A 26,944-nucleotide genomic window follows, 5' to 3' on the forward strand; every position below is an offset into this window, starting at 1 on the left:
CACGCCAAGGCACGTTCGCCGCCTGCGCTTCTTCATGTCTTCATGGTGAGATGCGGGAAGAAGTGGTCATGGACGATCGCGACGCGTAGCCATCCGAGCTGAGATCGCGTAGGTGCGGCGGCCGGGCGGATCGTCAGCCCTGATGACCGCCCGGTGCCTGCAGCAGCCGGTCCAGCTCCGTTCCGGCATCTTCGTATCCGGCATCGGAGATCCGTTGCAGCTCACGCAGGTCACCGGCTGCCACCGCGCGTCGGGTGAGTAGGAACCCAGCGTGCCGGGATCCCTCGTCCAACAGGTCGCTCAGCTCCGCGAGGTCGCCGGCCGCGTCCGCGAGGTCGGCCAGCCGGTCCAGCGCGGTCTCGTTGCCCTCGTCGGCCAGCTCGCGGAGGGTCTCCCGATCGGGGTTCGTGTTCTCCATGACGCCATGCTGCAACCCTGCCCCAGGGGCAAGGTCAAGTGGGACGATGGGCCGCGTGATCACCATCGGACAGCTGGCCGGCTGCATCGGAGTGTCGATCAAGACCGTCCGCGTCTACCACGACAAGGGGTTGCTCCCCGAACCCGACCGCGACGCGTCCGGCTACCGGCGGTACGGTGCGAACGACGCCGTCGAACTGATCAAGATCCGGACACTGGCAGAAGCCGGCGTCCCTCTGGCTCGTATCCGGGATCTGAGAGCGGCGAGCGACGAGGAATTCCGGCAGGCGCTGGGAGAGATCGACGACGAACTCGGCGCCCGCATCCGCAGCCTGCGGGAAACACAGGGGCGGCTGCACCGGCTCGCCGCCGGGCGGCTGGTACCGCTCCCCGGCGAAGTCGTCGCCCATCTGGAGGACCTGGCCCGTTGGGGATTCACGCCTCGATGGGTGGACCTGCAACGCGACTTGTGGATCCTCGTGTTCGCCACCCACCCGGACCGTGCGATCACCCTGTTTCACGACCAGGCCCAGATCTTGGCCGACCCGGCGCTACGGCAGCTCTTCCTCGGCTACGACCACGCGCACGACCTCGACGCCGACGACCCGCGCCTCGACGACCTCGCCCGCCGTATCGCCGAGGCGAATCGGGAGCGCTACGGGTCCGACGAACGGCCCGGGCTGGATACGGACTCCGAGATCCCCGCCCTCATCCAGGGCACGGTCAACGCTTCGTCCCCGGCGTGGGAACGGCTCGACTCGCTCATTCGCGCCCAACTGAACGCACGACATGAACACCCGGGAGCGATCTGCGAGGCGCGCCTCTTCTCGGACCGTCACAATTCCCTTGGCTGCGGCGTGGAGTGGGGTGGGGTGGGCGAGGGCGCCATCTTTCCAGGTCGACCCGCATGGCACGGCGAGGGGTCTGTTCACCGTCCCAGTACGGCGCCGCAGACACGATCGACGCAGGCGGGCACCCCAGCGGTGGCGGACGACCGTAGACGGCGTCACCTGTCACTGGCTCGCGGTCACGCGTCCCAAGCGGCCGGGAGATACCTCACCCCGCAGATGTCCCGCGTCTCGGGACGCAGGACAACCTCCGCGGCCGGTACGGCCATGCGCAGCGTGGGAACGCACTCGAGAAGCGCGGAGAACGCGACCCGCATCTCGACACGGGCCAGCTGCGCACCCAAGCACCCGGTCTCGCCGTGGCCGGAGGGCCAGGTGCCCGCCCCGCCGGACTCCCTCCGGAGGTCGAGCACGTGGGGAACGGCGTAGTGCTCGGGGTCGCGGCACCCCCACGTGTAGGCGAAGCGCCGGGGTTCGTCGCGTGCGGACGCGATCCGCAGCGGCGCGGATCGCAGGGCCCGGTCCCTGTTCGCCGATTGCTGGCACCCTCCACTACTCGGTGATACCGTATAGCTGTACTCGGTACTACGCAGTACCGGTGACGCCGAGGAGGAAGACTTGAGATGGACGACCTGACGGAGATGCTGAAGGGCACGCTCGAAGGGTGCGTGCTCGAGATCATCGACCGCGAGGAGACCTACGGGTACGCCATCACCCGTCAGCTGAACGAGCTGGGCTTCACCGACGTCATCGAGGGGACGGTGTACACCATCTTGCTGCGACTGGAGAGGAACGGACTCGTCCAGGTGACGAAGCGACCATCCGGGGTCGGTCCCCCGCGCAAGTTCTTCGCGCTCAACGACGCGGGCCGCGAGGAGCTCGCGAAGTTCTGGGCGAAATGGCAGTACGTCTCATCACGCATCGACAAGCTCAAGGAGGGCGGGCGATGAACTTCTGGGAGACCATCACAGGCAGCGATCTCACCAGGGAATGGAAGGCGTTCGAAGCCCGGGCCGCCGCCCTGCCGGGTGACTACCGGGCGGCGTGGGAACAGATCAAGGTCGGCCTGCTCCCCCACGGGGACTTCACCGGCCGCAACCTGATGCCGATCCTCGACGCCGCCCTGGGACTGCTCGAAGAAACGGCGGCGGACGGGCAGAGCGTCCAGGAGGTGCTCGGCGACGACATCCGGGGCTTCTGCACGGCACTGGCCGGCGGCGAAGGGGCCCGAACCTATCGCGACCGCTGGCGCGAGCAGTTGAACAGGAACGTCGCCAGGAAATTGAGCAGGCTGGGAGGCTGACATGGGCATCCAGGACATCATCGAGGGCAAGAAGCAGTGGCGGGCGCACACGGCTCGGGTCAAGGCCCTTCCGCCGGACTACCAGATCGTCTACAAGGAGATGCAGAAGTACCTGTTCAAGGTCGGACCGATCGACCTGCCTGATGGGCCCCTGCTCCCCGGGATCGTCGACTTCTTCGAGGAGGGCGTCGCAGCGGGCAAGGGCGTCTTGCAACTCATCGGCAGCGACGTCGCGGCGTTCTGTGATGACCTGATCAAGGACTCTCCGACCTATGCGGACGCCTACCAGGAATCCCTCAACAGGGAACCCGGCACGGCCGGGAAGTAGCCTCCACCGCTCACCTCAGCGGGCATAGCACGCACGGCTCATCGCTTCGGCACGGCGCGAACAAATGCGGTCCGACCGACTACCAGAGGCCGCCGCAGATCCTGCCCGCCGAGGTGGGCCGAGCAGCCCCGGCGAGGCCCGACTCAGCCCTGCCGACGCAGGCAACACCGTCGACGGTCAAGTCTCCGCGGCAGGGCGATCGACACCCTCCCCATGACGATGCGCATGACTGACGCGCCGTCACAGACGTTCGCTTGAGCCGAATTCCGAAACAGCATCCCCCTGCGTCTCCTGCCTTCGAAAGGGAAGTCGCCATGCCTTCATTTGTCATGCCCACATCCAGCCGGGTGGACGGTCGCCCGTCGCCGACCGCTGTCTCCGCCGTCGGACTACGCAAGTCCTACGGCGAGAAGCTCGTCCTCGACGGCATCGATCTGCACATCCCGGCCGGGTCCGTGTTCGCGCTGCTCGGCCCGAACGGCGCCGGCAAGACCACCGCCGTGAAGATCCTGTCCACGCTCATCACCGCCGACGCCGGTGACCTGCACGTCGGCGGTCACGACCTGGCCGCCGACCCACAGGCGGTCCGTGCCGCGATCGGTGTCACCGGGCAGTTCTCCGCCGTCGACGGACTGATCACCGGCGAGGAGAACATGCTCCTCATGGCGGACCTGCACCATCTGCCCAAGAGCGAGGGGCGGCGGGTCGGCCGCGAACTCCTTGAGCGCTTCGACCTGGTCGAGGCCGCGAAGAAGCCTGCCTCCACCTACTCCGGCGGCATGAAGCGCCGCCTCGACCTCGCGATGACGCTGGTCGGCAACCCGCGGATCATCTTCCTCGATGAGCCGACGACAGGGCTCGACCCCCGCTCCCGCCACAACATGTGGGGCATCATCCGCGGCCTCGTCTCCGACGGCGTGACCGTCTTCCTCACCACCCAGTACCTGGAGGAGGCCGACGAACTGGCCGACCGCATTGCTGTGTTGAACGACGGAAAGATCGTCGCCGAGGGCACCGCCGAGGAGCTCAAGCGGCTCGTCCCGGGCGGGCACGTCCGGCTCCGCTTCACCGACCCGGTCGCGTTCCAGTCCGCCGCTGACGCCCTGCGCGAGGTCACCCGGGACGACGAGGCACTGTCGCTGTCCATTCCCAGCGACGGCAGTCAGCGCCAACTCCGCTCCATTCTCGACCGGCTCGACTCCGCCGGCATCGAGGCGGACGAACTGACCGTTCATACTCCGGACCTCGACGACGTGTTCTTCGCCCTGACCATCCCGGCCAACGTCCCCAACCAGCCCAAGGAGACAGCCCGATGAGCGCACTCTCTCTCGCTGTACGCGACTCCAACACGATGCTGCGCCGCAACCTGCTGCACGCGTGGCGCTATCCGTCGGGGACCCTGAACCTGCTGCTCACGCCGATCATGATGCTGCTGCTCTTCGTCTACATCTTCGGCGACGTGATGAGCGCGGGCATCGGTGGCGGCGGCGCCGACCGCTCCGACTACATCGCCTACATCGTCCCGGGCTTGCTGCTGATGACCATCGGCAGCACCGTGATCGGGGCCGCGGTCTACGTCTCCATGGATATGACAGAGGGCCTCATCGCCCGCTTCCGCACGATGGCGGTCTACCGCCCTTCGGTACTCATCGGGCACGTCGTCGGCAGCGTGCTGCAATCCGTCATGAGCGTGGTCCTCGTCGGCGCCGTCGGCGCGGCCATCGGCTTCCGCTCCACAGACGCAACCGTCCTGGAGTGGCTGGCAGCATTCGGGCTCATCGTGCTCTTCGCCCTGGCGCTGACCTGGATCGCGGTCGGCATGGGCCTGGCCAGCCCGAACCCCGAGGCGGCCAGCAACATGGCCATGCCACTGATCCTCCTGCCCCTCATCTCCAGCGCCTTCATCCCGGCCGACACCATGCCCGGCTGGTTCCAGCCGATCGCCGAGTACCAGCCCTTCACCCCCGCCATCGAGACCCTGCGCGGCCTCCTCCTCGGCACCGAGATCGGCGATAACGGCTGGATCGCGATCGCCTGGTGCGTCGGCCTGACCGCGCTCGGCTTCCGCTGGTCGACGGCACAGTTCAACCGCGACCCGAAGTAACCGGGACGACCGCGCCGGCCGGCGTCCATCCAGTTGCATGGCCTCTGGCTACAGCGGCGTGGGCCGCCCCACGGTCGTCGCGATCCAGGACGGCACGGCCCGGGTCCTCGTACGGCCCGGGTCCTCGTACGGCGCGGACGCCGGAGGACTACCGCAACCGGGGCATCGGCAGTTAGGGGCGGTAGACGAGCTCGATCATCATCGCGGCGATCACCGCCCAGACGCCGAGGCCGAGCAGCCAGAGAGCCTCTAGGAGGGCGCCGGTGGCGATGACGGTCAGGCCGGCCGCGCCGAGGGCGAGGATCGCCCGGCGGATGCCGCGATCGGGGAGCCAGTCGATGGTCACGTCATGAGAATCGCGGCGGGCCCCCCCCCGTGGACAGGAAGAAACGGAAGAAGTTGGCGAACGGGTTGCCCTCGGTCCACTCGAAGTAGATGTGGGGGCGCTGGCCGGTCTCGTCGCGGACGTGCAGGAGTAGCGCCGCCAGCGCGTTGGGGATGCTGGAGCTCTCCAGGGTCAGGACGCGGTAGCGGTCGTGGAGCACCTCGCCGCGCACCCGCATGCTGGATTCGAACTCGGACGCGTCCAGGACGGTGACCTCGACGAACATGACGTCGTCCTCGGCCGGGATGTCGTTGTCCGCGCGGATCTGCTGCTTCTTCTGCCGGTACTCGTCGAGGTCCCGACTGTCCGGCTCGTTGGCGATGAAGCGGATCGTGCGGTTCGAGGTGTCGCGGATGAACCGCTGGGCCATGTCGTCGAATTCCATGTGGGTGACGCGCAGCTCGAAGACGCGGGCGAGGCGGGAGAGGAGGGAGAGGGCCATGATGCCGGCGATGAAGCAGGCGCCGATCTTCACGCCGTCGGGGCGCTCTGCGACGTTGACGGCGGTGGTGTAGACGAAGACCGCGGAGATCACGCCGAAGCCGATCGTCCAGCCGCGCTGACCGGCCTTCCGGGCTGCGATGGTCACGGCGACGGCGGCCGAGGTGATCAGGACGAGGACACCGGTGGCGTACGCGCCGCCCTGGGCGTCCACGTCGGCGTCGAAGATCCAGGTCACCAGGAACGCGATGAGGGTGAAGACGATGACCATCGGGCGCAGGGCGCGGGCCCAGGAGGGGGCCATGCCGTAGCGGGGCAGGTAGCGCGGCATCAGGTTGAGCAGGCCGGCCATCGCCGAGGCACCCGCGAACCACAGGATCAGGATCGTGGAGACGTCGTAGACGGTGCCGAAGGCGGAGCCGAGGTACTCGTGGGCGAGGTAGGCGAGGGCGCGGCCGTTGGCCTGGCCGCCCGGCTGGAACTGGGCGGGCGGGATCAGCAGCGTGGTGATGAAACTGCTGGTGATGAGGAAGACGCTCATGATGATGGCTGCGGTGGTCAGCAGCTTCTTGGCGCCGCGGATCCGGCCGGCGGGCTTCTCCTCGGTGTCGCCGGAGTCGCCCTCGACGTGCGGCATGACCGCCACACCGGTCTCGAAGCCGGACAGGCCGAGCGCCAGCTTCGGGAACACGACGAGCGCGATGGCGATCATCATGAACGGATTGCCGTGCTCGGCGGTCAGAGCCTCCGTCCAGTCGGTGATGACCTGTGGTGCGCTGAGCACCTCCCACAGGCCGACGGCCACGACGACGACGTTCAGCGCGAGGTAGGTGGCCACCAGGACCACGGCCACGCCGATGGCCTCGCTGAAGCCCTTGAGGAACACGGCGCCGAGGAGCGCGATCATGATCAGGGTGATGAGCACCTGGTGGCCGTTGAGGGTGCTGGTGAGGTGCGGGTTCTCCACCAGGTGCGCGGTGGCGTCCGCGGCCGACAGGGTGATGGTGATGAGGAAGTCGGTCGCCGCGAACCCGAGCAGGGTCAGGACGAACAGCTTGCCCTTCCAGAACGTCAGCAGCCGCTCCAGCATGGCGATCGAGCCCTCGCCGTGCGGGCTCTCCTCGGCCACCCGCCGGTACACCGGCAGCGCACCGAAGAGGGTCAGCAGCACGAGCACGATGGTCGCGAGCGGCGACAGCAGACCGGCCGCGAGCGCCGCGATGCCTGGCTGGTAGCCGAGGGTGGAGAAGTAGTCGAGACCCGTCAGGCACATGACCCGCCACCACGGCCGTCCGTGGGGCTGGGCCGCGGCCTCCTTGGCGGCGGGCGAACTGTTCTCGGCGGTCAGGCCTTCCAGCATCCACGCGCGCAGGCGCGAGGAGCGGGCAGGGGTGGCCATCGTGGGGTGCTCCTGTCGTACGGCAAAGAATCAGCCATCGACATCGACGGCCGAGCAAGCGTACGCAGACTGATCACCTATGCACGTGGTTGAGCCAATCCTGACGCGTCCTTAACGCGTACAGAGCCACCTGTGGAGTAGTGAACGTCTTCGCGCGCCAGTGACAGCAACCTGCCTGCGGCGAGCGGGCAGCGGAGTGGTCATGAACTAGGAGCGGGGGCGGCCCGGCGGAGGCCGCCCCCGCAGGGGAACCAGCGGAGTGTGGATCAACGCTGGCTGGCCTTGGCGGCCGTGGTCTGAGGAGAGGAAGGAGCCTGCGGTAAGCAGGTGGACGGCAGTGTCTGGGGGCTCAGGCGCTCCGACGTTCCTCTGATGAGCCGTTGCCGAACGTCAGCCGAGGCCGGGGATGGTGGATACCAGCAGGTCGATGAGCTTGATGCCCACGAACGGCAGGATCAGGCCGCCGAGGCCGTAGACACCGAGGTTGCGCCGCAGCAGGTCGTGTGCGGAGGCGGGCTTGTAGCGGACGCCGCGCAGGGCCAGCGGGATCAGGGCCACGATGATCAGGGCGTTGAAGATGATCGCCGAGGTGATCGCGGAGGTGGGGCTGCTCAGGCCCATGATGTTGAGCGCGCCGAGGCCCGGGTAGGCCGAGGCGAACATGGCCGGGATGATCGCGAAGTACTTGGCGACGTCGTTGGTGATGGAGAAGGTGGTGAGCGCGCCTCGGGTGATGAGGAGCTGTTTGCCGATCTCGACGATGTCGATGAGCTTGGTGGGGTTGGAGTCCAGGTCCACCATGTTCCCGGCCTCCTTGGCGGCCGAGGTGCCCGTGTTCATGGCCACGCCGACATCCGCCTGGGCGAGGGCCGGGGCGTCGTTCGTGCCGTCGCCGGTCATCGCGACGAGCTTGCCGCCCGCCTGCTCCCGCTTGATGAGGGCCAGCTTGTCCTCGGGAGTCGCCTCCGCGAGGTACTCGTCGACGCCGGCCTCGGCGGCGATGGCTCGGGCCGTCAGCTCGTTGTCGCCGGTCACCATGACCGTACGGATCCCCATGCTCCGCAGCTCCGCGAACCGCTCCCGAATGCCCTCCTTGACCACGTCCTTGAGGTGGATGATCCCGAGGACCCGGGGCCCGTCCCAGTCGTGGACTGCTACCAGCAGTGGGGTCCCGCCGGACTGCGAGACCCGAGCGGACCAGGCGGCGGCCTCCGCCTGTACGGCTCCGCCGCGCATCGCCACCCAGTCCATGACCTGTGCGGCCGCGCCCTTTCGGATGGCGCAGCCCGCGCCGTTGTCCCAGTTGAGGTTGATGCCGCTCATGCGGGTGCGGGCGCTGAACTCGGTGAAGCGGGGGTTGCTGAGGTCGTCGGCGGCGGCCGGCTGGAGCCCGTACTGCTGGGCCAGGGCCACGACGGACCGGCCTTCCGGGGTCTCGTCGGCGAGGGACGACAGCTGGGCGGCGTCCGCGAGCTTGATGTGGTCGATCCCGGGGAGCGGGATGAAGGCGGCCGCCTCGCGGTTGCCGTGGGTGATGGTGCCGGTCTTGTCGAGGAGCAGGGTGTTCACGTCTCCCGCCGCCTCGACGGCGCGACCGCTCATCGCGATGACGTTGCGCTGCACGAGGCGGTCCATACCGGCGATGCCGATCGCGGAGAGCAGGGCGCCGATCGTGGTGGGGATGAGGGTGACGAGGAGGGCGACCAGCACGGTCGTGGACTGGGCGGCTCCCGCGTACGCGGCCATCGGCTGGATGCTGACCACGATCAGGATGAAGATGACGGTCAGGGCGGCCAGCAGGATGTTCAGCGCGATCTCGTTCGGGGTCTTCTGCCGGGACGCACCCTCGACCAGCGCGATCATCCGGTCGATGAAGCTGTTCCCGGAACGGGAGGTGACCCGTACGACGATCGAGTCCGACAGCACGGTCGTACCGCCCGTGACACCGGACCTGTCGCCGCCCGACTCCCGGAGCACCGGAGCCGATTCACCGGTCACGGCCGACTCGTCCACCATCGCCGCGCCGTCGACCACGTCCCCGTCGGCCGGTACCAGCTCGCCCGCTTCGACGAGCACGAAGTCGAAGGGCTGGAGCTCGGCCGGGGTCACCACCTCGGTCTCCGCATGGCGCAGGTTCGTCCCGTACGTCCAGTGCTTCAGCCGCAGCGCGACCGTGTCCGTACGCGCCTTGCGCAGCGACTCGGCCTGGGCGCGGCCGCGGCCTTCGGCGACGGCCTCGGCGAGGTTGGCGAAAAGGACGGTCAGCCAGAGCCAGACGCTGATCACCCAGGTGAAGACCGACGGGTGGATGAGCGCCGACAGCGTGGTCAGGACCGATCCGACCGCGACGACGAACAGCACCGGCTTCTTCACCAGCTCACGCGGATGGAGCTTGGCGACGGCCTCCCTGGCCGAGGTGGCGAGGAGTTCGGGCTCCAGCACGTTCACCTGGCCGGAGCGTTTCCTGGACGGCCGGTTGACCGGGGTCCGCGGAGGGGTGCCGAGATCCGGGGGAACGTGCTGCGCGGCGGCGGGAAGCATGAAGCGACCTTCTGGTGAGTTCGGCGGGGCACCCCCCTGCCGACGAGGTCGGGCAAGGAGCGGGTGCGGATGAGGGGTGTCGCCGCCGGGGACTGTCTCGCATGGACCCCCTCGGCCGTCATGTGAGTAGTCGAGCTCCCCGGCGGCGCAACAGGCAGGAAACTACTGCCCGTTCCAGAGGAAAACCCCATGTGCGCGGGGGAATTGGCACCTTATTGACGGCGGCGCACGAGACGCGTCAAGCCTCCGTCAACGGCACGTCAACGCGCGTCGGCGGTGATGCGGAAGCGCAGTCGGCAGATGACGACGTCCGTGTCGCGGCGGACTGCGTGTGCGACGACGGAGCCGCGCTGGTTCTGCAGCATCCGCTGCCACAGGTGGGCGGGTTCCGTCTCCGGGATGAGGACGGTGACCTGGGTGTCCGGGTGTGCCCGTGTCAGCTCGCGCACGTACGCCGACACTGGGCGACCGAGCGAACGGGTGTCCGAGGAGACTTCGATCAGTTCGACGCCGGGCTTCCACAGCTCCCAGTCCCGGCGCAGTGCTTCGGCTGCCTGCCGGTCCTCCGGACCGGCGTGGGTGACGGTCACGGCGAGGACCTCGTCGCCGAGCGAGCGGGCGGCGGTGAGGGCCTGGCAGGTCAGGCGGGACAGTCCTGAGACGGGCACGACGACCAGGGAGCGGGAACGCTGGGGCGGCTGAGGGATGCGGCCGAGCTCCAGGCGTTCGCCGATCTGTGCGTAGGCGCGGTGGATCTTCTCGAACGCGAGGACGATCAGCGGCAGGGCGAGCACGATCAGCCAGGCGCCCTCGGCGAATTTGGTGGCGGTCACGACGATCGCCGAGACTCCGGTGAGCAGTGCGCCGAAGCCGTTGAGGACGGCCTTCGCCTGCCAGCCCTGGGGCCGCTCCCCGTACCAGTGCCGGACCATGCCGACCTGACAAATGGTGAAGCCGACGAAGACCCCGATGGCGAACAGCGGGACGAGTGTGTTGGTGTCGCCGCCGGAGAACACCAGCAGCGCGGCCGACACGAGCGCCAGCCACACCACGCCGTGGCGGTGCACCTGGCGGTCCGCCTTGAGGGCGAAGACGTGCGGCAGGTAGTTGTCGCGTGCCAGCAGACTCATCAGGACGGGCAGCCCGCCGAAGGAGGTGTTCGCGGCGAGCGCCAGCAGCAGCATCGTGGCGAACTGGACTACGTAGAAGGCAGCGTTGTGGCCGAACGACGCGTCCGCGAGCTGAGCCAGGACGGTGACGCCCTCCACGGGCTGGAGGTGGAAGCGGCCGATCAGGACCGACAGGCCGATCAGCATCACGCCGAGCAGGGAGCCGAGGGCCACTTCGGTGCGCTGGGCCCGGCGGGCCGCCGGGGCGCGGAAGGACGGGACGGCATTGGCGACAGCTTCAACGCCGGTCAGGGCGGAGCAACCGGCCGCGAATGCCTTCAGCAGCAACAGCGCGCCGACCGCGGTGGCCCCTTCCCCCAGAGCAGAGGCGTGCCCGGCGGCCGAGGCGGTGCTCACCGGGCCGTCACGGAACAGACCGACCACGACCATGGCCAGGATCGAGCCCACGAACACGGCGGTCGGGACGAGGAACGCCTTGGCTGAGTCCACGACGCCGCGCAGATTCACCGCCGTGACCAGAACCAGCACCCCGAGGCAGATCCACACCCGCTCCCCGTACAGCTCCGGGAAGGCCGAGGTCAGGGCGGCCACGCCGGCGGTGACGGAGACGGCCACGTTCAGCACGTAGTCGAGGATCAGCGAGGCCGCGGCCACCAGGCTGGTGCGTCGGCCGAGGTGTCTCCTGGCGACGGCGTACGACCCGCCGCCGTCCGGGAACACGGCGATGACCTGCCGGTACGAGGCCACCAGCACGGCGAGCAGTGCGGCGATCGCGAGGGTGACGGGGAGGGTGAACCCGAGGCCGTAGGCACCAGCTGCCGCCAGGACCAGCACGATCGACTCCGGCCCGTATGCAACGGAGGCCATCGCGTCGAGCGAGAGCGCGGCCAGGCCTTGGAGGGCGGTCAGCCGGTGCCGGTCCGGTGCCTCGGGAGGCGTCCGTACGCCGGTATCAGGAGGTTCCTCCGTGCCCGGCGCCTGTCCTGCCACGGTCGTCTTTCCCCTGTGTATGGCCATCTTCGCTGTTCCTCCGATTGGACAAAGTGAGGACAGCGTCGGGATGGCATGGCCGAATGACCAGTGCTCTTGGCGGAATCCATACGACCGCCGCCCCACTCTTCACGCACTCCTGACGCCGACGCCGCAAAGTCGTATGAGGTGCGTCAAGACCTCGCCAGGGTGCGCGGCTCCTTCATCGACTGGGGGCACGCTTGATATGGGCGACACATGTCCCACGGAACCAAGGGAGTACACGCTGATGGACGCGGAAAACGTGGTCGGGCTCATCGTCGCCGTCGCTTTGCTTGCCTATCTCGTGACCGCCCTCATCAGGCCCGAGAGGTTCTGAACCAAGACCGTCATGTCCGGACGGGAGGCATCACATGTCCGGGTACCGACTCCGCGACCGTGCCGTCCTGCTCGCGGCCCTCGTGATCCCCTTCTTCGTTGCGCTCGCGCTCGTGCCGTTCCGAACCGACCTTTCAGCGACGAACGAGGCTCTGATCATGGTCGTCGCCGTAGTCGCCGTCGCCGCACTCGGCACCCGGGCCGCCGGGGCGCTGGCCGCACTCTCAGCGGCCGCCTGGTTCGACTTCTTCCTCACCAGGCCCTACCAGCAGTTCGCCATCGCCGACGGTGACGAGATCCAGACAGCCGTCCTCCTGCTCGTCGTCGGGCTGATCGTTTCGCAGCTGGCCGTACGCGTACGGAGGCTCCGGACGGTCGTGGTCACCGACGCCGCGCACCTGTCCAGCCTCCAGGGAACAGCTCGGCTGGCCGAGGACGGCAGCTCACCGGAAGCCGTGGTCGAGTACGTGCGCCGGGAGCTCGTCGGCCTGCTGGGGCTGCGCAGCTGCCGCTTCGAGTACGGCAGGCTGCTCGGGCACCGGCCGCTCCTGCAGCACGACGGCAGCCTGTGGCTGCGCAGTGGAAGCCGCATCACCGAGTACGCCGACTGGCCGGACGGGGAGACCGAACTGCGCGTGGTCGGCGGCGGCCACTACTACGGCCGCTTCCTCCTCGATCCACTCCCGGGCCGCCCCCTGCCCCCCGAAGAGGCCCGCCTGGTGGCCGTCGCGCTGGCCGCGCAGGCCGGCGCCGCCCTGGACACGGCCGGCCTGTCCCACCAGGGCTGACTGGCGATTCACGGCTTCACGCGTAAGCGTGGCGTTAAGAGTTCCCCTGCGCCCGTATGGACCCCGTCAAGGTGTCTTAACGCCGGGCTGAAGACACGGTTATCTCGTCATCGGCCATCTGGCCGATTCATTTCCTCCCTCTTCATCCAGGAGCTCACGGTGGCCGATCTGGCCTTCGTCGTCACCACGGTCGCGGTGTTCGCGCTGGTGGCTCTCATCGCCCGGGGGGTGACCAAGCTGTGAACGCCGAAAACATCGTCGGCCTCGTGGTGGCAGTCTCCCTGCTCGGATACCTCGTCCTCGCCCTTGTGTACCCGGAGAGGTTCTAGCCACCGATGAGTCCCGTTCTCGCTGGTGTGCTCCAGCTCCTCGCACTGATCGCCGCGCTCGCGCTGGCCTACCGCCCGCTGGGCGACTACATGGCCCGCGTCTACTCCTCCGAGAAGCACTACAAGCCGGAGAAGTGGATCTACAAGGCGATCGGCGCCAACCCGACCGCCGAGATGCGCTGGCCCGCCTACCTGCGCGCCGTCCTCGCCTTCTCCGCTGTCTCCGTGCTCTTCCTCTACGCCCTCCAGCGCGCCCAGGGCATCCTGCCCGGCTCGCTCGGGTTCTCCGCGATCGACCCGGACCAGGCCTTCAACACCGCCGCGTCGTTCGTGGCGAACACGAACTGGCAGTCGTACTACGGCGAGCAGGCCATGGGCCACGTCGTACAGACCGGCGGCCTCGCGGTGCAGAACTTCGTCTCCGCCGCGGTCGGCATGGCCGTCGCCGTCGCCCTCGTACGGGGCTTCGCGCGCTCCCGCACCGGTGAGCTCGGCAACTTCTGGGCCGACATGGTCCGCGGAGTGGTCCGCATCCTGCTGCCCATCTCCGTGATCGGCGCGATCATCCTGGTCGCCTGCGGCGCGCTCCAGAACTTCTCCGGGATCCACGAGGTCGGCCAGTTCCTGGGCGGCTCGCAGCAGTGGAACGGCGGGGCGGTGGCCTCCCAGGAGGTCATCAAGGAACTGGGCACGAACGGCGGCGGCTACTTCAACGCCAACTCCGCCCACCCCTTCGAGAACCCCACCCCGTTCTCGAACCTCTTCGAGATCTTCCTGATCCTCGTCATCCCGTTCGCGCTGACCCGCACGTTCGGCCGCATGGTCGGAAGCCTGCGCCAGGGCTACGCGATCCTCGCCACGATGGCCACCATCTGGCTCGGCTTCACCGCGCTGATGATGTGGACGGAATTCGCTCACCACGGCCCGGCCTTCGACGTCTCTGGCGGGGCGATGGAGGGCAAGGAGACCCGCTTCGGCGTCGGCGCCTCCGCGATCTTCTCGGTCGCGACCACGCTCACCTCGACCGGTGCGGTCAACTCCTTCCACTCCTCCTACACCGGGCTGGGCGGCGGGATCCAGTTGCTGGGCATGCAGCTCGGCGAGATCGCGCCTGGTGGTGTCGGTTCCGGCCTCTACGGCATGCTGGTCATGGCGATCATCGCGGTGTTCATCGCCGGCCTGATGGTCGGCCGCACCCCCGAGTACCTGGGCAAGAAGATCGGCACCCGCGAGATCAAGTTCGCGGCCTGTTACATCCTCATCACCCCGGCCCTGGTGCTGTGCTTCACCGCCGCCGCGATGGCCATGCCGACCCCGCCGCATTCCATGCTGAACTCGGGTGCGCACGGGTTCTCCGAGGTCCTCTACGCCTACACCTCGGGTGCCAACAACAACGGCTCCGCCTTCGCAGGTCTGAACGCCGACACCCAGTGGTTCAACAGCACCATCGGCATCGCCATGCTCCTGGGCCGCTTCCTGCCCATGGTGTTCGTCCTCGCGCTGGCCGGCTCGCTCGCCGAGCAGAAGCCCGTTCCCGAGACCGCGGGCACGCTGCGCACCGACAAGCCGCTCTACACGGGGCTGCTCGTCGGCACGATCCTCATCGTCACCGGTCTGACCTACTTCCCGGCCCTGGCGCTGGGTCCGCTCGCCGAAGGGCTCGCATCATGAGCACCGCCACACCCACCAGGGCTCCGCACCAGGACGTGCCCACCGGCCACAAGCCGGGCGGCGGACGCGTGGGCGGCGGCCTCTTCGACCCCAAGCAGCTGCTGAAGTCCTTCCCCGACGCGATCCGCAAGCTCGACCCCCGCGTCATGATCAAGTCCCCGGTCATGTTCGTCGTCCTGATCGGCTCGGTCGTCACCACCGTCCTCGCGATCAAGGACCCGACGGACTGGTTCGGCTGGGCCATCACCGCCTGGCTGTGGCTGACCACGATCTTCGCGAACCTCGCCGAGGCCGTGGCCGAAGGCCGCGGCAAGGCGCAGGCCGACACCCTGCGCAAGGCCAAGACCGACTCCGTCGCCCGCCGCCTGACCAAGGACGGCAAGGGCGAGGAACAGGTGCCCGGCGCGGAGCTTCGCATCGGTGACCTGGTGGTCTGCGAGGCCGGCGACATCATCCCGGGCGACGGTGACGTCGTCGAGGGCGTCGCGTCCGTCGACGAGTCCGCGATCACGGGCGAATCGGCCCCGGTGATCCGGGAGTCGGGCGGCGACCGCAGCGCGGTCACCGGTGGTACGAAGGTGCTGTCCGACCGGATCGTCATCAAGATCACGACGAAGCCCGGCGAGACGTTCATCGACCGCATGATCGCCCTCGTCGAGGGCGCGGCCCGGCAGAAGACGCCCAACGAGATCGCGCTGAACATCCTGCTCGCGTCCCTCACGATCGTCTTCCTGCTCGCGGTCGTCACCCTGCAGCCCTTCGCGATCTACGCGGGCGCCGAGCAGTCGATGATCGTGCTCACGGCCCTACTGGTCTGCCTGATCCCGACCACGATCGGTGCTCTGCTCTCGGCGATCGGCATCGCCGGCATGGACCGGCTGGTCCAGCGCAACGTGCTCGCCATGTCCGGCCGCGCCGTCGAGGCCGCGGGCGACGTCTCCACGCTGCTGCTCGACAAGACGGGCACCATCACCCTCGGCAACCGCCAGGCGTCAGAGTTCGTCCCCGTCAAGGGCACGACGGAGGCCGAGCTGGCCGACGCCGCCCAGCTCTCCTCCCTCGCGGACGAGACCCCCGAAGGCCGCTCCATCGTCGTCCTCGCCAAGGAGAAGTACGGGCTGCGCGAGCGCCACCAGGGCGAACTCGCCCACGCCGAGTGGATCGCCTTCACCGCACAGACCCGTATGTCGGGCGTGGACGTCGACGGCAAGCAGACCCGCAAGGGGGCGGCCGGCTCGGTCATCACCTGGGTCAAGGAACAGGGCGGCGAGGTCTCCGACGACGCCGACCTCCTCGCCAACCAGATCTCGGAAGCTGGCGGAACCCCGCTCCTCGTCGCCGTCAAGGACGACAAGGGGGCCCGTGTCCTGGGTGTCATCCACCTCAAGGATGTCGTCAAGGAGGGCATGCGCGAACGCTTCGACGAGCTGCGCCGCATGGGCATCAAGACGATCATGATCACCGGTGACAACCCGCTGACGGCCAAGGCCATCGCGGAGGAGGCGGGCGTCGACGACTTCCTCGCGGAGGCGACTCCCGAGGACAAGATGGCCCTCATCAAGCGGGAGCAGGCGGGCGGCAAGCTCGTCGCGATGACCGGTGACGGTACGAACGACGCCCCGGCCCTCGCCCAGGCGGATGTCGGCGTGGCCATGAACACGGGCACCTCGGCCGCCAAGGAGGCCGGGAACATGGTGGACCTGGACTCCAACCCCACCAAGCTCATCGAGATCGTCGAGATCGGCAAGCAGCTCCTCATCACCCGCGGGGCGCTCACCACCTTCTCGATCGCCAACGACGTCGCGAAGTACTTCGCGATCATCCCGGCCATGTTCGCCGTGGTCTACCCGGGCCTCGACAAGCTCAACATCATGGGCCTGGCCTCACCCGAGTCGGCGATCCTCTCCGCCGTCATCTTCAACGCACTGATCATCATCGCGCTGGTCCCGCTCGCCCTGAAGGGCGTCCAGTACAAGCCGACCAGCGCCGACAAGATGCTGCGCCGCAATATCGGGCTGTACGGCGTGGGCGGTCTGATCGCCCCGTTCATCGGCATCAAGATCATCGACCTGCTCATCTCCCTCATCCCCGGAATCGGCTGATCTGCCATGAACAATTCCGTATCCAGCACCGTCCGCCTGATCGGTGCGGGCCTGCGCGCCCTGCTCGTCCTGACCGTGATCTGCGGGGTCATCTACCCGCTCGCCGTCACCGGGATCGCCCAGGCCCTCTTCAACGACAAGGCCAACGGGTCCGAGATCAAGGACAAGAGCGGCCAGGTCGTCGGCTCCTCCCTCATCGGCCAGAGCTACAACCTGCCGAAGAAGGACCCCAACGACGCCGAAGAGGCGGCCAGGCCGGACCTGAAGTGGTTCCAGCCGCGCCCCTCCAACGGCCTGGGCAGCAACAGCGTCAACACGCAGTACTCGCTGATCCTGTCCGGCGCCACCAACCGCTCCGCCGACAACGGAGCCGTGGGCGGCCAGTGCACCAAGGCGGCGGAGGAAGGCACGCTCTGCGCCCAGGTCGTCGCCGCCAAGGAAGCCGTCATCGCGGACAACTCCACCGCCGGCTACACGGTCAAGCCCGAGGACGTGCCGGCCGACGCCGTCACCTCCTCCGGATCCGGTCTCGACCCGGACATCTCCCCCGAGTACGCCAAGCTCCAGGTCCACCGCGTCGCCGAGCAGAACAAGCTCGACGTCAAGCAGGTCGAGAAGCTCGTCGCCGACCACACAACCGGCCGGACCCTCGGCTTCATGGGCGAACCCCGCGTCAACGTCCTTGAGCTCAACACCGCCCTCAAGGCACTGACCAAGAGCTGATGTTCCGCATCGCACGGTCTGAGCGCCGGCGGGGCGCGGAGCTCCCCCAGCTACCGCTGGGAGGGGCCCCAGCGCCCCGCCGGCCTCGTGCCATGCCCGTTACGAAGGAAGGCTGCACACCGATGACCCGGGTGCTGGTGGTGGAGGACGACCCTCAGCTCGTCCGCGCGCTCAAGATCAACCTCCAGGCGCGCAAATTCGAGGTCGAGGAGGCTTCCGACGGCGGCTCGGCCCTGCGGCTCGCGGCCGCCCACAAGCCGGACGTCATAGTGCTCGACCTCGGACTCCCCGACATGGACGGCATCGAAGTCATCAAGGGTGTCCGCGTCTGGAGCAAGGTCCCCATCCTGGTCCTCTCCGCCCGTCACACCTCGGAGGACAAGATCCGGGCGTTGGACGCCGGCGCGGACGACTACGTGACGAAACCGTTCAGCATGGACGAGCTCCTGGCCCGGCTACGGGCAGCCGCCCGGAGACATGAAGGCCCGGCGGCTTCGCAGGCCGACGAAGTCTCCGTGGTCACGACCGAAGAGTTCACCGTCGACCTGGTCGCGAAGAAGGTGCAGCGGGGCGAGCGCAGCGTACGGCTCACCCCGACCGAATGGCACCTGCTGGAAATCCTCATCACCCACCCCGGCCGCTTGATCACTCAGAGTCAGCTCCTTCTGGAAGTCTGGGGACCGACCTACGGGGAGAACACCAACTACCTGCGTGTATACATGGCCCAGCTACGGCGCAAACTGGAAGCGGACCCCTCCCACCCCCGGTACCTGATCACCGAACCAGGCATGGGATACCGCTTCGAACCCTAGTCACCCGTCCGATCCACTGCAGAGAAAAAGAGTCGGAACATGGGACGCGGCAAGCTCCGCATCTACCTCGGCGCGGCGCCGGGCGTCGGCAAGACGTACGCGATGCTCTCCGAGGCGCACCGCCGGATCGAGCGGGGCACCGACTGCGTCGTCGGCTTCGTCGAGCACCACAACCGTCCGCGCACTGAGGTCATGCTGCACGGCCTCGAACTCATCGAGCGGCGCGAGCTCGAGTACCGGGACGCCACCTTCACCGAGATGGACGTCGACGCGATCCTCGCGCGCCGCCCCGCGGTCGCGCTCGTGGACGAGCTCGCGCACACCAACGTGCCCGGCTCGCGCAACGCCAAGCGTTGGCAGGACGTCGAAGAGCTGCTCCAGGCGGGCATCGACGTTGTCTCCACCGTCAATATCCAGCACCTGGAGTCCCTTGGCGACGTCGTCGAGACCATCACGGGTGTGCGCCAGCGGGAGACCGTCCCCGACGAGGTCGCCCGCCGGGCCGACCAGATCGAACTCGTGGACATGTCCCCGCAGGCGCTGCGGCGCCGCATGGCACACGGCAACGTCTACAAGCCCGACAAGGTCGACGCGGCCCTTTCGAACTACTTCCGGCCCGGGAACCTCACCGCGCTGCGCGAACTGGCCCTGCTGTGGGTGGCGGACCGGGTCGACGAGTACCTCCAGGAGTACCGGGGCGAGCACAACATCCGCTCCACCTGGCAGGCCCGCGAACGCATCGTCGTCGGCCTGACCGGCGGCCCCGAGGGCCGTACGCTCATCCGGCGCGCCGCCCGGCTCGCCGAGAAGGGCGCGGGCGGCGAGGTACTGGCCGTCTACATCGCCGCCAGCGACGGGCTCACCTCAGCCTCCCCCAAGGAACTGGCCGTCCAGCGCACCCTGGTCGAGGACCTGGGCGGCACCTTCCACCACGTCATAGGCGACAACGTCCCCGACGCGCTCCTGGAGTTCGCGCGTGGGGTCAACGCCACGCAGATCGTGCTGGGCGTCAGCCGCCGCCGCTCCTGGCAGTCCGTGTTCAGCCCCGGCGTCAGCGCCACCGTCGCCCGCGAGTCCGGGCCCGACCTCGATGTGCACATCGTCACCCACGACGAGGCCGCCAAGGGCCGCGGCCTGCCCGTCGCCCGCGGCGCGCGGCTCGGCCGCTCCCGCATCATCTGGGGCTGGCTGACTGGTATCGTCGGCCCCGCCCTGCTGACCGTCCTGCTGAGCCAGGTCGTCCCCGAGCTCGGCCTCGCCAACGACATGCTGCTCTTCCTCACCTTCACGGTGGCGGCAGCCCTGCTCGGTGGACTGCTGCCCGCCCTGGCCTCGGCGGCCTTCGGGTCCCTGCTCCTGAACTATTACTTCACCCCGCCGCTGCACGAGTTCACCATCTCCGACCCCTTGAACATCGTCGCCATCGCGATCTTCGTGGGGGTGGCCGTGTCGGTGGCCTCGGTGGTCGACCTCGCAGCCCGGCGCACCCACCAGGCCGCCCGGCTGCGCGCCGAATCCGAGATCCTCTCCTTCCTCGCAGGCAGCGTCCTGCGCGGCGAGAACTCCCTCGACGCCCTCCTCGAACGGCTCCGCGAGACCTTCGCCATGCAGTCGGTCGTCCTCCTGGAACGCACCAGCGACGTCGACCCCTGGACCACGGCCGCATCCGTCGGCACCAGCCCTGTCAGTCGGCCCGAGGACGCCGACGTCGACCTGCCCATCGGCGACAACATGGCCCTCGCCCTCACCGGCCGAGTGCTCCCCGCCGAGGACCGGCGCGTACTCGGCGCCTTCGCCGCCCAGGCAGCCGTCGTACTCGACCGCCAGCGCCTGGTCAACGAGGCCGAGAAGTCCCGCGAACTCGCCGAAGCCAACCGCATCCGCACCGCCCTGCTCGCCGCCGTCAGCCACGACCTGCGGACCCCGCTCGCCGGCATAAAGGCCTCCGTGAGCTCGCTGCGCTCCGATGATGTCGACTGGTCCGAGGAGGACAAGGCCGAACTCCTGGAGGGCATCGAGGACGGCGCGGACCGCCTCGCCGCCCTGATCGGGAACCTCCTCGACATGTCCCGCCTCAACACCGGCACCGTCGTCCCGCTCATCCGCGAGACCGACCTCGACGAGGTCGTCCCCATGGCCCTGGGCGGCGTGCCCGAGGACAGCGTCGAGCTGGACATCCCCGAAACGCTGCCGATGATCGCCGTCGACCGCGGCCTGCTCGAGCGCGCCGTCGCCAACATCGTCGAGAACGCCGTCAAATACAGCCCCGACGGTCAACCCGTCAACGTCACAGCCAGCGCCCTGCACGAGCGCGTGGAACTGCGCGTCGTCGACCGCGGCCCCGGCGTCCCGGACGAGGCCAAGGACCGCATCTTCGAACCGTTCCAGCGCCACGGCGACGCCCCGCGCGGCGCGGGAGTCGGCCTCGGACTCGCCGTCGCCCGAGGCTTCACCGAGGCCATCGGCGGCACGCTCACCGCCGAGGACACGCCCGGCGGCGGCCTCACCATGGTCCTCACCCTCCCCATAGCGGGTGGCGCACGGCCGGTCACCGCGGAACTCCGGACCTCTGCGGTCACCTGAATCAGCCCGCGGACCGGGTCCGACGATTGCCGGCCACATGCTGTGGCCGGCGATCGGCCCCCGACCTCAGTGCAGTGGTCCCGCGATTGCCGTGAGCGCGGCGAGGTGGCGCCGATAGGTGGCCAGCCCCTCCTCGGTCAGACACAGCCAGGTCCGGGGCCGCCGTCCGACCTGCCCCTTCTCCACCGTCACCCAGCCCGCTTCCTCCAGGCGCGAGACCTGCTTCGACAGTGCAGAGTCCGTGATCTCCACGAGATCCCGCACATAGGCGAACTCGGCCTTCTCCACGGGAGCGAGAGCCGCGACGATCGACAGACGCACGGCCGACGCCAGAAGCGGCGCGAGTCCGTGTCGCGGATGAGGGGCCTGACCGGCACCCACCGGGACTTCCGGCGTCATACGGCGCGCGTCTCACGCCAGGCCGCCACAGCGGCGGGCAGCGCGCATACGACGGCGGTCACGGCCGCGAACGCGACACTGTCCAGGAAGACGGTGAGGCCGAGCACGAGCGTCAGGACGTAGGCGACCGCCCAGGCGCCGATCACCCTGAGGTGCCGGCCGCCGTAACCGCGCGGGACCACGGGCTGCCTCGTGGCGAACACGGACAATCCCATGACCACAACGGCATTCGCCAGCGTGCTGACGAGTGTCCCCGTCCGCCCGTGCCACATCAGCACCGCCGGGACGAGAGCGAGCTGCCACGCGGCGAACAGCCAGAGATAGCCGACGTACCAGCCGCTTCGCCCCCGCGCGGTCGCCTCGATCCGCGCAATCCCCTTCAACGACGCGACCGCATCGGCCTGTTCAGACATGGCACACCCCTCCCGTCGTCGCCGAGCAGCCTTGAACCTGCCCACTCGGCATCTACTTGCCACACTAGCAAGTACTTGCCAGGAGGGATCAATTGCCGGTGTGCGCGCCGACGCCCAAAACACGCGAGCCGCCCAACTCCGGTATCCCCACACCGGGAGCTGGACGGCTCATGTGTTGTGCGACGGTTGACCAGCACGCGGTCGCATCGGCCCGTACCCCCACGGCCGGACCATGCGCACCTTCGGCGGTGTTCAGGTCACCGACCTCCAGCCGCGTGCCACCGGACCGTCACCGGCTCCGTCGCTCCGCCAGTCTGTTACCGGCCAGCGTCCATGGCAACGCTCCTTGACGCGTTCCTTCCGCACAGCCGTCGATCTTTGACGCGGCCCTGATGACCTGCGCGAAGACCTGATTCGCACGGTCACCCGACGGCCATCAGAAGGCCGTCAAAGTCCCGTTCAGGATCTTGCCCCGGCATCCCTGATGCGCTGGGATGGGGTCATGAACAGCGGTCCGCGCTACGACGATCGGCCACCGTCATGGCGAAGCCGTGCCGGTGTCACGTCGGTGCAGCCGACGGCGCCCGCTGTCCGCCCGGCCTTCTGACATCGGCCGCGCGTCCTCCGTGTACCTGCCACCGGCGTCCTGAAGGACTCCGGCCGGGGCTTCGTACGCATCCTCCCCTTCACCGCATGACCTGAGCCCTCGCCCCCTGCCCAACGCCGGGGGCGCCGGGCGCGTCAGCCATGCCTTCTTCCAGGAATCCGACATGTCTTCATCCCTGTCCGGACGTACCGTCCTCGTCACCGGCGCCACCGCCGGCATCGGCTACGAGACCGCTCGCCAGCTCGCCCAGCGCGGCGCGGTCGTCCTTCTCCATGGCCGTACCGCCGAGGAGGCCCAGGCCGCAGCCGACCGTCTGGTGACCACCGAGGGCATCGACAGCGCCCTGCTGCGCCCGGTCGCCGCCGACTTCGCCCGTCTGGAGGAAGTCGAGAACCTGGCCCACGCCGTCGTACGGGAACACCCGCGCCTCGACGTTCTCGTCAACAACGCGGCCATCGCCGCCCCCGAGCGTCACACCCTCACCGTCGACGGCAACGAGATCGCCTTCCAGGTCAACTTCCTCGCGCACTACCTCCTCACCAACCTCCTGGAACCCTCCCTCACCAGCGACCCGGGCGGGCGCGTCGTCAACGTCTCCTCCTCGCTCCACCGCACGGCCGCCATCCAGTGGAGCGACCCGAACCGGGAGCGCCGCTACTCACGGCTGGCTGCATACGCGCAGTCGCAGCTGGCGCTGACCGTCTTCGCCTCCGACCCGCGTGTCACCGCCGTGTCCGTCCACCCCGGTGTCTGCGAGACCGGCCTGCTCCCCCTCTACGGCAACGAAGGCGAATCCGCCGCCGAGGGCGCCCAGCACGTCGTACGCCTCTGCGACCCCACCACCGAGATCGTCAACGGCGCCTACTACGACCGCGACGAACGCGTCGCCCCGGCCGCCGCCGCCACCGAGGACCGCACGATCAAGCGCCTCAACAAGCTCGCGGACCTCCTCGTCGGCCACACCGCCTGAAGGGACACCCGTCCATGTCCAAGCGCGCACGCAAGAAGAGGGCCCGCCGCAAGAAGGGCTCCAACCACGGCAGCAAGCCCTCCTGCTAGCCAACAGCCCATTCCGCGGGGCGGCCCTCCGAACAGGGCCGCCCCGCCTCCATGTCCCGACAAGGAAGCCTCGTGATCAACCTGCCGCCCCACCGACTCCCGGCCCTCGTTCGCTGGTTCCCCACCGGGGCCCGGGCTCGGCCGCCCTGACCGAGCGCGTCCTGGCCACCGAGGCCGGCCGCTGGTGGGTGGACCGCGTCATCCAGCCGCGCGTGATCGCCGCCGAATGCGGGGACCACGTCCTCTTGCGCGGAGACCCGCAGGCCCTGATGCCGAGGGATCTCAGGGTCTTCGCGGACCGCTCCATCGAGGCTCCGGGCCGCTTCCTTCCGCTGATCGGGGCTTCGTTCGACCGGGTCGTGCCGTGGCAGCGCATGGTGTATGTCAAGCGCTGCCCCGTGCCCGCCACCCGGCCGCCCAGGGGTGTGACCGTACGGAGGCTCAACGCCCAGGACGCTCACGCGCTCACCACCCTTCCGCCCGCGATGAGCTGGACACACCGCACCTGGGGCGGTCCGGACGCCCTTGCCCGCTCGGGCTACGCCTGGGCCGCCTTCCAGGGTGACCGCATCGTGGCCGTGGCCTGCACCTACTTCCTCGGCACCGCCTACGAGGACGTCGCCTGCGTCACCGTGCCCGACCCGCGCCTCCAGTACCTGGCTCTCGACTGCATCAACGCCCTGTGCTCGGACATAGCGGCCCGAGGGCACATCCCCAGCTGGACCTGCTCTGCGAGCAACCGCCCCGGCCGCCTGCCCGCCTGGACCGCCGGCTTCCGTCCGGAGCGGGAGTACGCCCACTACGCCGTCGGCACACCTGCGGCAACCGGAAGAGAGGCGGCAGGATGAGAAGCGATACTCACCGGGTGGACTCCATCTACCGCAGCACGGCGGGCCGGGAGCACATCCGCCGCTGGTGCACCGACCGGCTCGACGCATGGCCGGTGCCGCACGATCGGGCGACCATGACCGTCAACGGAGCACAGACCCACCTGATTAGCGCCGGTTCCGGCCCGACCACGGTGGTCTTCGTGCCGGGTACGAACTTCAACGCCGCCACATCTCTGCCCCTGGCCACCGCCCTTGTCGCGGCCGACCATCGGCTCGTCCTGCCGGACGTCCCCGGACAGCCCGGTCTCAGCTCCGGGGAGCGCGGGATCTCCGGCGGCAACCTGTCGTGGTACGGCACATGGCTGAGCGAGGTGCTGGACGCTGCCGCCGCGACCGGGCCCGTGGTGGTGATCGGGCATTCCTTCGGCGCCGCCATCGCCCTGTCCTGCCCGTCACCGCGCATCGACCGGCTCGTGCTCGTCTCCCCCGGCGGACTATGCAGGCTGCGCCTCACCCCTGGGCTGCTCGCCGTATCCGCCGCCTGGTTCATACGACCGACTCCGGCGCGCAGCACCCGGCTCCTGCGGGCCATGCTCGCACCCGGCCACCAGCCCCGCGAGGAACTGGTGGAGTGGATGASGCTGGTCGCACGCCACTCCCGCTGGAGCTCCTGGCTTGGCAGACCTCCCTGCGCGGGCCGTTCCGCGACTGGTCACCACCGGAGCCCACGACACCTTCCTGCCACCGCGACGGCTCGCCCCGGCGGTCCGCACGATGCTCGGCACCGACCTGCACGTCATCCCCGGACGCCGGCCACCTCGTAGTCGAGGAACACCCCCGGCGGCTGGCGGCCCTTGTATGAGCGGACATCGAGCACGACGGTCTCCCCGCCCCTGCCCGCGTCCGTACTGCTCACCGGCCCCTCTCACCGGAACTCGGCCAGCCGGCGCCGCAGCCCCAGCCCCGTCAACCCGGCCGTGAGCAGCAGCGACGCGCCAGCCATCGGGCCCTGCGTGGTCAGTGCCCCTCGGCCCTCCCGGACAGCAAGATCGAAGTGCCTCTGGTTGATGGCGGTGACCTGGTCCAGAGCCTTCATCCACTCCCCGAAGTGGGCGTTCGAGGTGTCCGATGCCCAGCCGATGCAGAAGACCGTGGCCTCCTGCTGCTTCCCCTCGGCCACCAGCCGTCTGAAGGTCCGGTCGTCGCGCTGGTAGACGGCGTACGCCTCGACGGTCTTCTCGGCGGCCTCCCGCTCCCCCGCGAAGGTGATGTTGTCCAGTTCGCGCCGGTACTCACCGGTGAACCGTTTGTCCTCATGGTTGTTCAGGTACGTGGCCCAGGTGTCGGCGAGCTTCCGGTCGTACGTGTCGAGTCCGGCGCCCTGAATCCCGTACAGCTGATGCGACTTGTCGAGGAAGGAGAGCTCGTACGCGGGGCGGCGGTCGGGGTCAAGGAGGTAGCGGCTCTCGTCGGCGTTGGCGTCGTAGCCGATCGCTTTGGACCGCGCCAGCGCGATGACGGAGTCGAAGGAGTCGCGGCGGCCGACCTTCATCCGGTCGTGGGTGATCGTGAGCAGCTGGGCGCCGCACACGACCGCGACCACGGCGCAGAGGGTGGCGGCGATCAGTCCCGGGTTGAAGACCCGGTGGAACCGGCGCGAGAGGTGGATCTGGAGCAGTACGAGCGCGGCGATCAGCAGTACGCCGAGGACTGCTTCGGCGGTGCGCTGCATGTCGAGGTCGCCTCGCGCTGCGGCGTACTGCCGTTCGTACACCGCATTGTTGGCGTCAACGAGCTTGCGTGCCTCCGGGAGCAGCCGCCCCGCGAGGAGGTCGGTCGCGGTCCGGTAGTCCTCGCGGGCGGCGTCCTTGCCGCCGGGCCGGCTGTCGTTCTCCAGTGCCCGTCCGATCAGCTCCTGGTAGTGCGCGAAGTCATCGGTGAGCCGCACGACGGTCGCCTCGGTGGCCGGGTCGCCTTCCGAGGCGGCGGAGAGCGTGCGCAGGGAGCGGCTGATGGTCTCCTGCGCCTCCCCGTAGAAGCCACTCGCCTTGGCGTACGACTCTCCCAGGCGCCCCTTGCCAGTGCCGGAATCACCACTGGAGAGCAGGATGTTGGCCGTCTGCGCGTCCATGTCGTTGAGCGCGAGGTTGAGCCGGGTCGCGGAGACGGTACGGGGCGCGTCGTGCTGGGCCGTTTCGTCCCAAGCGGTGGTCGCGCCCGTCGCCGCGACCGCGAGCAGGATCAGCAACCCGGTGGCAAGCAGCACGCACGCCGCGCGAGCGAGGCGCAGTCGGCCGGGCAAGGTGGCCCAGTAGCGGTCGGCGAGCAGGCGGGCCGCCCGGGCGATCATGGTGGGAGGCCGTGGTCCCGGCGGCCCTCCTCCCA

Annotated in this window: 25 protein-coding genes; 17 read left to right on the forward strand and 8 right to left on the reverse strand. The window is 68.9% G+C overall.

Going from position 1 to position 26,944, the window contains the following annotated elements; genetic code table 11:
- Positions 1-133: 133 nt before the first annotated feature.
- Positions 134-418: a hypothetical protein gene (locus AB4039_RS14885; RefSeq protein ID WP_266845868.1), complete on the reverse strand. Its 285-nt coding sequence runs from the start codon at positions 416-418 to the stop codon at positions 134-136.
- Positions 419-473: 55 nt separating this feature from the next.
- Between AB4039_RS14885 and AB4039_RS14890 the strand changes: the two genes are divergently transcribed.
- The 6 genes from AB4039_RS14890 to AB4039_RS14915 all read left to right on the forward strand — a co-directional run bounded on the left by AB4039_RS14890 (position 474) and on the right by AB4039_RS14915 (position 5,000).
- Positions 474-1,694, forward strand: coding sequence for a MerR family transcriptional regulator (locus AB4039_RS14890; RefSeq protein WP_442270919.1), 1,221 nt, complete (start codon positions 474-476; stop codon positions 1,692-1,694).
- A gap of 194 nt (positions 1,695-1,888) precedes the next feature.
- Positions 1,889-2,215: a PadR family transcriptional regulator gene (locus AB4039_RS14895; RefSeq protein ID WP_266674586.1), complete on the forward strand. Its 327-nt coding sequence runs from the start codon at positions 1,889-1,891 to the stop codon at positions 2,213-2,215.
- Positions 2,212-2,568 (forward strand): DUF1048 domain-containing protein, encoded by a 357-nt coding sequence (locus AB4039_RS14900; RefSeq protein ID WP_266845869.1) that lies wholly within the window; start codon positions 2,212-2,214, stop codon positions 2,566-2,568. Before AB4039_RS14895 ends, AB4039_RS14900 begins: the two co-directional genes overlap by 4 nt.
- Position 2,569: 1 nt before the next feature.
- Positions 2,570-2,896, forward strand: coding sequence for a DUF1048 domain-containing protein (locus tag AB4039_RS14905; RefSeq protein ID WP_266845870.1), 327 nt, complete (start codon positions 2,570-2,572; stop codon positions 2,894-2,896).
- A gap of 329 nt (positions 2,897-3,225) precedes the next feature.
- A complete protein-coding gene (locus tag AB4039_RS14910) occupies positions 3,226-4,212 on the forward strand; it encodes an ATP-binding cassette domain-containing protein (RefSeq protein ID WP_442270920.1) in 987 nt (328 codons plus the stop codon).
- Complete coding sequence (locus AB4039_RS14915) at positions 4,209-5,000, forward strand: ABC transporter permease (protein WP_266845872.1); 792 nt, start codon at positions 4,209-4,211, stop codon at positions 4,998-5,000. Before AB4039_RS14910 ends, AB4039_RS14915 begins: the two co-directional genes overlap by 4 nt.
- 172 nt (positions 5,001-5,172) lie before the next feature.
- Here the strand turns inward: AB4039_RS14915 and AB4039_RS14920 are convergent, their stop codons facing one another.
- The 4 genes from AB4039_RS14920 to AB4039_RS14935 form a co-directional block, all read right to left on the reverse strand.
- Positions 5,173-5,346, reverse strand: coding sequence for a hypothetical protein (locus tag AB4039_RS14920; protein ID WP_214346528.1), 174 nt, complete (start codon positions 5,344-5,346; stop codon positions 5,173-5,175).
- A 1-nt stretch (position 5,347) separates the two neighbouring features.
- Positions 5,348-7,225: an amino acid transporter gene (locus AB4039_RS14925; protein WP_442270921.1), complete on the reverse strand. Its 1,878-nt coding sequence runs from the start codon at positions 7,223-7,225 to the stop codon at positions 5,348-5,350.
- Between the two features lie 390 nt (positions 7,226-7,615).
- Entirely contained in the window at positions 7,616-9,766 is a 2,151-nt protein-coding gene (gene kdpB / locus AB4039_RS14930) for a potassium-transporting ATPase subunit KdpB (RefSeq protein WP_266845874.1), read from the reverse strand.
- A gap of 260 nt (positions 9,767-10,026) precedes the next feature.
- Positions 10,027-11,913, reverse strand: a complete 1,887-nt coding sequence (locus AB4039_RS14935; RefSeq protein WP_442270922.1) for an APC family permease — start codon at positions 11,911-11,913, stop codon at positions 10,027-10,029.
- A gap of 241 nt (positions 11,914-12,154) precedes the next feature.
- On the opposite strand from AB4039_RS14935, the gene kdpF (AB4039_RS14940) reads away from it, so the two are divergent.
- The 8 genes from kdpF (AB4039_RS14940) to AB4039_RS14975 all read left to right on the forward strand — a co-directional run bounded on the left by kdpF (AB4039_RS14940) (position 12,155) and on the right by AB4039_RS14975 (position 21,251).
- A complete protein-coding gene (kdpF, locus tag AB4039_RS14940; protein WP_214346424.1) occupies positions 12,155-12,244 on the forward strand; it encodes a K(+)-transporting ATPase subunit F in 90 nt (29 codons plus the stop codon).
- Positions 12,245-12,278: 34 nt separating this feature from the next.
- Positions 12,279-13,031, forward strand: coding sequence for a DUF4118 domain-containing protein (locus AB4039_RS14945; protein ID WP_442270923.1), 753 nt, complete (start codon positions 12,279-12,281; stop codon positions 13,029-13,031).
- Between the two features lie 239 nt (positions 13,032-13,270).
- Positions 13,271-13,360 (forward strand): K(+)-transporting ATPase subunit F, encoded by a 90-nt coding sequence (gene kdpF, locus AB4039_RS14950; RefSeq protein WP_037789535.1) that lies wholly within the window; start codon positions 13,271-13,273, stop codon positions 13,358-13,360.
- Between the two features lie 6 nt (positions 13,361-13,366).
- Positions 13,367-15,031 carry a potassium-transporting ATPase subunit KdpA gene (gene kdpA / locus AB4039_RS14955; RefSeq protein ID WP_266843998.1) on the forward strand — a complete coding sequence of 555 codons (1,665 nt, stop codon included), beginning with the start codon at positions 13,367-13,369 and terminating at the stop codon, positions 15,029-15,031.
- Positions 15,028-17,133: a potassium-transporting ATPase subunit KdpB gene (gene kdpB / locus AB4039_RS14960; RefSeq protein WP_442270924.1), complete on the forward strand. Its 2,106-nt coding sequence runs from the start codon at positions 15,028-15,030 to the stop codon at positions 17,131-17,133. The genes kdpA and kdpB (AB4039_RS14960) overlap by 4 nt, the downstream gene beginning before the upstream one ends.
- A 6-nt stretch (positions 17,134-17,139) precedes the next feature.
- Complete coding sequence (locus tag AB4039_RS14965; RefSeq protein ID WP_442270925.1) at positions 17,140-17,856, forward strand: potassium-transporting ATPase subunit C; 717 nt, start codon at positions 17,140-17,142, stop codon at positions 17,854-17,856.
- A gap of 122 nt (positions 17,857-17,978) precedes the next feature.
- Entirely contained in the window at positions 17,979-18,668 is a 690-nt protein-coding gene (locus AB4039_RS14970; RefSeq protein ID WP_266843995.1) for a response regulator, read from the forward strand.
- A gap of 39 nt (positions 18,669-18,707) precedes the next feature.
- Positions 18,708-21,251 (forward strand): sensor histidine kinase, encoded by a 2,544-nt coding sequence (locus AB4039_RS14975; protein WP_266843994.1) that lies wholly within the window; start codon positions 18,708-18,710, stop codon positions 21,249-21,251.
- 66 nt (positions 21,252-21,317) lie between these two features.
- On the opposite strand, the gene AB4039_RS14980 is transcribed toward AB4039_RS14975, so the two are convergent.
- Both AB4039_RS14980 and AB4039_RS14985 read right to left on the reverse strand, forming a co-directional pair.
- Positions 21,318-21,572, reverse strand: coding sequence for a winged helix-turn-helix domain-containing protein (locus AB4039_RS14980; RefSeq protein ID WP_323139695.1), 255 nt, complete (start codon positions 21,570-21,572; stop codon positions 21,318-21,320).
- A 74-nt stretch (positions 21,573-21,646) separates the two neighbouring features.
- Positions 21,647-22,063 carry a hypothetical protein gene (locus tag AB4039_RS14985; RefSeq protein ID WP_442270926.1) on the reverse strand — a complete coding sequence of 139 codons (417 nt, stop codon included), beginning with the start codon at positions 22,061-22,063 and terminating at the stop codon, positions 21,647-21,649.
- Positions 22,064-22,833: 770 nt separating this feature from the next.
- Here AB4039_RS14985 and AB4039_RS14990 point away from each other — a divergent pair.
- The 3 genes from AB4039_RS14990 (at position 22,834) to AB4039_RS15000 (ending at position 25,383) form a co-directional block, all read left to right on the forward strand.
- Entirely contained in the window at positions 22,834-23,640 is an 807-nt protein-coding gene (locus tag AB4039_RS14990) for an SDR family NAD(P)-dependent oxidoreductase (protein WP_266843990.1), read from the forward strand.
- 301 nt (positions 23,641-23,941) lie between these two features.
- A complete protein-coding gene (locus tag AB4039_RS14995) occupies positions 23,942-24,577 on the forward strand; it encodes a GNAT family N-acetyltransferase (protein WP_442270927.1) in 636 nt (211 codons plus the stop codon).
- Positions 24,578-24,594: 17 nt separating this feature from the next.
- The gene (locus tag AB4039_RS15000; protein WP_442270928.1) at positions 24,595-25,383 is read left to right on the forward strand and encodes an alpha/beta hydrolase; all 789 of its coding nucleotides are present in this window, start codon (positions 24,595-24,597) and stop codon (positions 25,381-25,383) included.
- 101 nt (positions 25,384-25,484) lie between these two features.
- Here AB4039_RS15000 and AB4039_RS15005 read toward each other — a convergent pair whose 3' ends face one another.
- Entirely contained in the window at positions 25,485-26,909 is a 1,425-nt protein-coding gene (locus AB4039_RS15005; RefSeq protein ID WP_442270929.1) for a hypothetical protein, read from the reverse strand.
- Between the last annotated feature and the right edge of the window lie 35 nt (positions 26,910-26,944).

The organism is Streptomyces sp. M-16, from assembly GCF_052114405.1.
GTDB lineage: Bacteria > Actinomycetota > Actinomycetes > Streptomycetales > Streptomycetaceae > Streptomyces.

What these genes read in the sequence shown, in the direction of transcription:
- AB4039_RS15005 (WP_442270929.1), bottom strand. Translation starts at nt 26,909, where the DNA reads ATGATCGCCCGGGCGGCCCGCCTGCTCGCCGACCGCTACTGGGCCACC.
- AB4039_RS14970 (WP_266843995.1), top strand. Translation starts at nt 17,979, where the DNA reads ATGACCCGGGTGCTGGTGGTGGAGGACGACCCTCAGCTCGTCCGCGCG.
- AB4039_RS14945 (WP_442270923.1), top strand. Translation starts at nt 12,279, where the DNA reads ATGTCCGGGTACCGACTCCGCGACCGTGCCGTCCTGCTCGCGGCCCTC.
- AB4039_RS14985 (WP_442270926.1), bottom strand. Translation starts at nt 22,063, where the DNA reads ATGTCTGAACAGGCCGATGCGGTCGCGTCGTTGAAGGGGATTGCGCGG.
- AB4039_RS14925 (WP_442270921.1), bottom strand. Translation starts at nt 7,225, where the DNA reads ATGGCCACCCCTGCCCGCTCCTCGCGCCTGCGCGCGTGGATGCTGGAA.
- kdpB (WP_266845874.1), bottom strand. Translation starts at nt 9,766, where the DNA reads ATGCTTCCCGCCGCCGCGCAGCACGTTCCCCCGGATCTCGGCACCCCT.
- AB4039_RS14990 (WP_266843990.1), top strand. Translation starts at nt 22,834, where the DNA reads ATGTCTTCATCCCTGTCCGGACGTACCGTCCTCGTCACCGGCGCCACC.
- kdpF (WP_214346424.1), top strand. Translation starts at nt 12,155, where the DNA reads ATGGACGCGGAAAACGTGGTCGGGCTCATCGTCGCCGTCGCTTTGCTT.
- AB4039_RS14885 (WP_266845868.1), bottom strand. Translation starts at nt 418, where the DNA reads ATGGAGAACACGAACCCCGATCGGGAGACCCTCCGCGAGCTGGCCGAC.
- AB4039_RS14905 (WP_266845870.1), top strand. Translation starts at nt 2,570, where the DNA reads ATGGGCATCCAGGACATCATCGAGGGCAAGAAGCAGTGGCGGGCGCAC.
- AB4039_RS14915 (WP_266845872.1), top strand. Translation starts at nt 4,209, where the DNA reads ATGAGCGCACTCTCTCTCGCTGTACGCGACTCCAACACGATGCTGCGC.
- AB4039_RS14900 (WP_266845869.1), top strand. Translation starts at nt 2,212, where the DNA reads ATGAACTTCTGGGAGACCATCACAGGCAGCGATCTCACCAGGGAATGG.
- AB4039_RS14975 (WP_266843994.1), top strand. Translation starts at nt 18,708, where the DNA reads ATGGGACGCGGCAAGCTCCGCATCTACCTCGGCGCGGCGCCGGGCGTC.
- kdpA (WP_266843998.1), top strand. Translation starts at nt 13,367, where the DNA reads ATGAGTCCCGTTCTCGCTGGTGTGCTCCAGCTCCTCGCACTGATCGCC.
- AB4039_RS14895 (WP_266674586.1), top strand. Translation starts at nt 1,889, where the DNA reads ATGGACGACCTGACGGAGATGCTGAAGGGCACGCTCGAAGGGTGCGTG.
- kdpB (WP_442270924.1), top strand. Translation starts at nt 15,028, where the DNA reads ATGAGCACCGCCACACCCACCAGGGCTCCGCACCAGGACGTGCCCACC.
- AB4039_RS14935 (WP_442270922.1), bottom strand. Translation starts at nt 11,913, where the DNA reads ATGGCCATACACAGGGGAAAGACGACCGTGGCAGGACAGGCGCCGGGC.
- AB4039_RS14910 (WP_442270920.1), top strand. Translation starts at nt 3,226, where the DNA reads ATGCCCACATCCAGCCGGGTGGACGGTCGCCCGTCGCCGACCGCTGTC.
- AB4039_RS14965 (WP_442270925.1), top strand. Translation starts at nt 17,140, where the DNA reads ATGAACAATTCCGTATCCAGCACCGTCCGCCTGATCGGTGCGGGCCTG.